Source organism: Achromobacter insuavis, assembly GCF_902859645.1.
Classification (GTDB): domain Bacteria; phylum Pseudomonadota; class Gammaproteobacteria; order Burkholderiales; family Burkholderiaceae_B; genus Achromobacter; species Achromobacter insuavis.
Map to the genome: position 1 here is coordinate 1 of NZ_CADIJR010000157.1, position 4647 is coordinate 4647.

Sequence of the window (4647 nt, forward strand, 5' to 3'; positions counted from 1 at the left end):
CGCGCGGTCGGCCGCCGCGGCGCGGCTGCGCGACACGCCGTACGCGGCCGCGCTGCAAGGCGCGCTCAAGCGGGCGCTGTGCAAAGGACAGGGCGCCGAGCCGGGCCGCTATCGCGCCCTGGTCAAGCTGTGGTTCGACAAGGCCTGGCGCGTCGACCGGGTGGATTGGGTCTCGGATACCGGATCGGCGCCGCTGAATCGGCGGCTGGAGGCCGCGTTGCGCGGCGTGACGGCCGGACCGCTGCCGGGCGGCATGGCGCAGCCGGTGACGATCCTGCTGCAGGCGAGCGACGCGGATGATTGCGCCGCGCTGCGAGGGGCAAGCCATGCGGGATGACAAGCCGGCGGGTTCCCTGCGCGCCTTGTTCCTGGAGCGCTACAACGATTTTCGCAGCCAGCTCAAGCGCCGCCTGGGGTCGGACGACCTGGCGCACGACGCCATGCAGGAAGCCTTCCTGAAGGTGAACGACATGCCATCGAGCTCGTCGATCCAGCAGCCGGCGGCCTATCTGTTCCGGGTGGCGGTGAACATCGCCGAGGATCAGCGCCGCCGCGATTCGCGCCTGTTGACGGGGGTGGAGATCATCGAGCTGGTCGGTGCGACGGACGAGGCGGAGGACCCCGCGCGCATCGCGCAGGGCCGCAGCCAGATCGATGCGTTTCGCCGCGCCCTGCGGCAGCTGCCGGAGCGGACCCAGCAGATGCTGCTGGCCGCCCGGGTGCACGATGTGCCGCATGCCGAGATCGCCCGGCGCTACGGCGTGTCCGAGCGCATCGTATCCAAGGAGCTCAAGCGCGCGTTGGCCCATTGCGGCAAGGCGCTGCAAGCGCAGGAAGGACCCGCGCCGGACGCGGGCGAGGAAGACGAATCATGGCGCTGATGATGCTGCCGGGAAGGCGCGGGGGCGGACGGGCGTCGCACGACCGCGATGCGCGCCATTGGCTGCTGACGCTGACCTCGGGCGCCGCCACCGAAGCGGATGCGGAGGCGTTCCGCGCCTGGCTGCGGGCGGACCCGGGGCACGAGGCCGCCTTCGCCGAACAGAAGCGGCTGTGGCAGGCGCTGGGGCCGGCGGTGCGCGAAGAAGCGGCGGCGCGGGCCACGACGCGGCGTCCGTCGCGGTCGGGCCGGCGCGCGTTCCTGGGCGGCGCGGTGGCGGCGTCGGCGGCCTATCTGGCGTGGCGGCCGCCGTTGGGGCTGTGGCCCGGACTGGACGAGCTGGGCGCCGATTACCGCACGGCGACCGGCGAGCAGCGCCGGGTGGCGCTGGGAGATGCGCTGGAACTGGAACTGAACACGCAGACGCGCATCAATGTGCGCTCGGCGGCGGGGGCTTCGGCGGGCGCGGTGATCGAGCTGGCCGCGGGCGAGGCCGAGGTCCGCGTCGGCCGGCAGGCCGATGCGAATCCCGCGCTGCCGGCGCCGGTGGCGCAGGTGGTGGCGGGGGCGGGACGGGTCTCGGCGCGCGAGGCGCTGTTCAACCTGCGCTATCTGGGCGGCGAGGCCAGCCTGTGTTGCCTGGCCGGCAGCGTGCGGCTGGCGCACGCGCAGGGCACCTACGAGGTCGGCGCCGGCCAGGAGCTGCGCTACGACGACCGCCGGGTGATGCCGCCGGCGAAGGTGAATACCGAAGCCGTGACCGCCTGGCGGCGCGGCTGGCTGGTGTTCGACCGGGTGCCGCTGGCGGACGTCGTGGACGAGTTGAACCGCTATCGGCGCGGCCGGCTGGTGTTGCTCAACAGGCAGCTTGGCCAACGCCGGGTGCAGGCGCGCTTCGCGCTGGCGCAGGTGGCGGACGCCGAGCAGCTGATCCGCGACGCCTATGGCGCCGAGGTGACCCGGCTGCCGGGCGGCGTGGTGCTGCTGTCCTGAGCCGGCCGGCGCCGCGGCCCGGCGGGGTTCATGAATTATTTATGACAGGGTTCTGGTCGGCATTTTTCCATCCGTCTGTCTTGTTCTAGGTGGCGAACACCGCGATTGGAATAAGGAAAGACGATCATGCAGGCACGGTTGGCGCAACGCGGCGGTAAGGCATTCATGGCGCGCAAGACGGGGCGCCGCCGTCCAGACTGGCGCCCGACGCCGCTGCGCCAGGCGCTGGCGGTGCTGCTGATCGCCGGCGGCTGGAGCGGCACGGCGCAGGCCCAGGCGCGGGCCTTCAGCCCCGGCTGGTTCGCCGACAAGAACGCGGTGCAGTCCACCGCGCAGCGCACCGGCCGCATGCCGGATGGCTCGCTGGCCGGCATCGGCAACAGCGCCCGCCAGCAGGCGCAATCGCGCCAGCAGCTGCAGCGCTCGCTGGACAACCTGAACCGCACCGCGGCGGCGGTGGCCGCGCAGCAGGCGGCGCAGGCGGCGGCGCGCGCGGCCGCCAATGGCGCGGGGGTGCCGGACGGCCTGGCGCAGGGCGGCCTGTGGATCGCCGAAGGCGCGCAGGCCAAGTGGGAAGGCGCCAAGAAGCCGACCACCGGCACCGAGGGCGGACGCCAACTGGTGACGATCGAGCAGACGCAATCGCGCGCCATCCTGAACTGGGACACGTTCAACATCGGCCGCAACACCACGCTGCAGTTCAAGCAGGGCGCCGACGACGCGGTGCTGAACCGGGTAGTGGGCGCGTCGGCCCGGCCCAGCCAGATCCAGGGCGCGATCAAGGCCGACGGCACGGTGCTGGTGGTCAACCAGAACGGCGTGATCTTCAGCGGCGCCAGCCAGGTCAACGCGCGCAACCTGGTGGCCGCGGCCGCGACCATGACGGATGCGCAGTTCCGCGAGCGCGGCATCTACGCCGACGCCGACGGCACCATCCCGACCTTCAAGGACGCGCTCGGCAACATCGAGGTTCAGGCCGGCGCGCGCCTGTCCACGGCCACGCCCGGCAGCGCCACGCGCGGCGGTGGCTATGTGCTGCTGGCCGGCAAGGAAGTCCGCAACGCCGGCGAGATCAGCACGCCGCAGGGCCAGGCGCTGCTGGCGGCGGGCGACAGTTTCATCATCCGCCGCGGCCAGGGATCGGACAGCAACATCGCCTCCACCACGCGCGGCAACGAGGCGCAGACGACCGGCGCCGGGCTGGTGCGCAACACCGGCCTGATCCAGGCGCCGCAGGGCGACATCACCCTGACCGCGCAGCGCGTGGAGCAGGCCGGCGTGCTGGTGTCGACGACGTCGGTGGACGCGCGCGGCACCATCCACCTGGACGCGCGCGGCGCCGGCGCGGCCGTGACGCTGAGCGAATCCGCCATCAGCGCCATCCTGGTGGACGCCAGCCTGACGACGGCGCTGGACGGCCAGCGCGGCAGCCTGCTGCAGCCGGCCGTGGGCGGCAACACCGCGCTCATCCCCGGCGACGAATTCCGCCGCGACCTGTCGCTGCTGCGCATCAGCAGCCAGGGCACGGTGGACTTCCAGGGCGGTTCGCTGTCGCTGGCCACCGGCGGGCAGGTGGCGGTCAAGGCCGATGGCCGCGCGCTGGTGCGCGACGGCGCGCGCATCGACGTGGGCGGCGCGGTCGGCGTGATCGTGTCGATGGAGTCCAACAACCTCAAGATCAACCTGCAGGGCAACGAACAGCGCGACGCCCCGATCAACCGCGACAGCAAGCTGCTGAACAACAGCGACGTCTGGCTCGATCGCCGCGACCTGGTGCGCCTGGCGGCGGGCAGCGGCGGCAACGATGCCGACCGCTGGTACACGGCCGGCGGGCTGCTGGAAGTGGGCGGTTACCTGGGCACGCTGGGCGTGCCGGTGAGCCACTGGCTGGCGCAGGGCGGCGTGGTGCGCTTCGATGGCGCCGAGGTGGTGACGCAGGCCGGCTCGGCAATCAACCTGTCGGGCGGCACGCTCGACGTGCAGAGCGGCGAGATCCGCCAGAGCTGGCTGCGCGGCGAGGACGGCCGCCTGTACCTGGCCGATCGCGCGCCGGGCGACCTGCTCTATACCGGCCTGTACCAGGGCTACGAGGCGGTGTCGCGACGTTGGGGCGAGAACGCCACGCGGCGCTTCTACAGCCCGCTGATCGCGCCGCCGACCCGCTACGAGTCGGGCTACACCGTGGGCCGCGATGCCGGCACGCTGGTGGTCTCGACCCGCAACGCGGTGCTGGACGGCGACCTGATCAGCGACACCTACCAGGGCGACCGCCAGACGCGCGCGCCGGTGACCGGCCAGGACGGCTACAGCCAGTCGCATCGCAACGCGGCGCGCGCGGCGCAGTTCGTGGTGGGCGCCTACAAGCCGTTCTACGACACCGCCGGCAACTTCCTGCGCTACCAGCTGGGCGCGACCGGCACGGCCGCCGATGTGGCGGTGGGCAAGGGCCTGGCGGGCCGTTCGGCCGGCCTGGAACTGGCCGATGCGCTGCCGGCGGACCTGCGGGGCAAGCTGTTCCTGGACGCCGACCGCCTGAACGGCTTCGGCCTGGGCGCGGTGCGCATCGCCGCCGGCCGCAGCCTGAGCGTGGACGCCACCCTGCGCAGCGCCGATGGCGGCGAGATCACGCTGTATGCGCCCACCATCGACATCAACGCCGACCTGGTCAGCCGCGGCGGCCTGATCCAGGCCGGCAATACGCTGCGCCAGCCCGGCGCGGCGGGCCGCGTCGACGAGGTCGCGCTGGAGCCGGCCGCCGGCGCCCGCGCCGCGCT

General features: G+C 72.9%; 3 protein-coding genes and 1 pseudogene. All 4 read left to right on the top strand.

The annotated features are described in order from the left end of the window. Nucleotides 1–337: pseudogene (locus H0523_RS31545) on the top strand (STN domain-containing protein); the annotation flags it as partial. Beyond that, nucleotides 327–881: an RNA polymerase sigma factor gene (locus tag H0523_RS31550; RefSeq protein ID WP_054431818.1), complete on the top strand. Its 555-nt coding sequence runs from the start codon at nucleotides 327–329 to the stop codon at nucleotides 879–881. The pseudogene H0523_RS31545 and the gene H0523_RS31550, both read left to right, overlap by 11 nt. Next, a complete protein-coding gene (locus H0523_RS31555) occupies nucleotides 872–1873 on the top strand; it encodes a FecR family protein (RefSeq protein WP_054431817.1) in 1002 nt (333 codons plus the stop codon). The genes H0523_RS31550 and H0523_RS31555 overlap by 10 nt, the downstream gene beginning before the upstream one ends. A gap of 126 nt (nucleotides 1874–1999) precedes the next feature. Further along, nucleotides 2000–4647 (top strand): two-partner secretion domain-containing protein (locus tag H0523_RS31560; RefSeq protein WP_180180296.1); only part of this gene is annotated, 2648 nt, incomplete at its 3' end.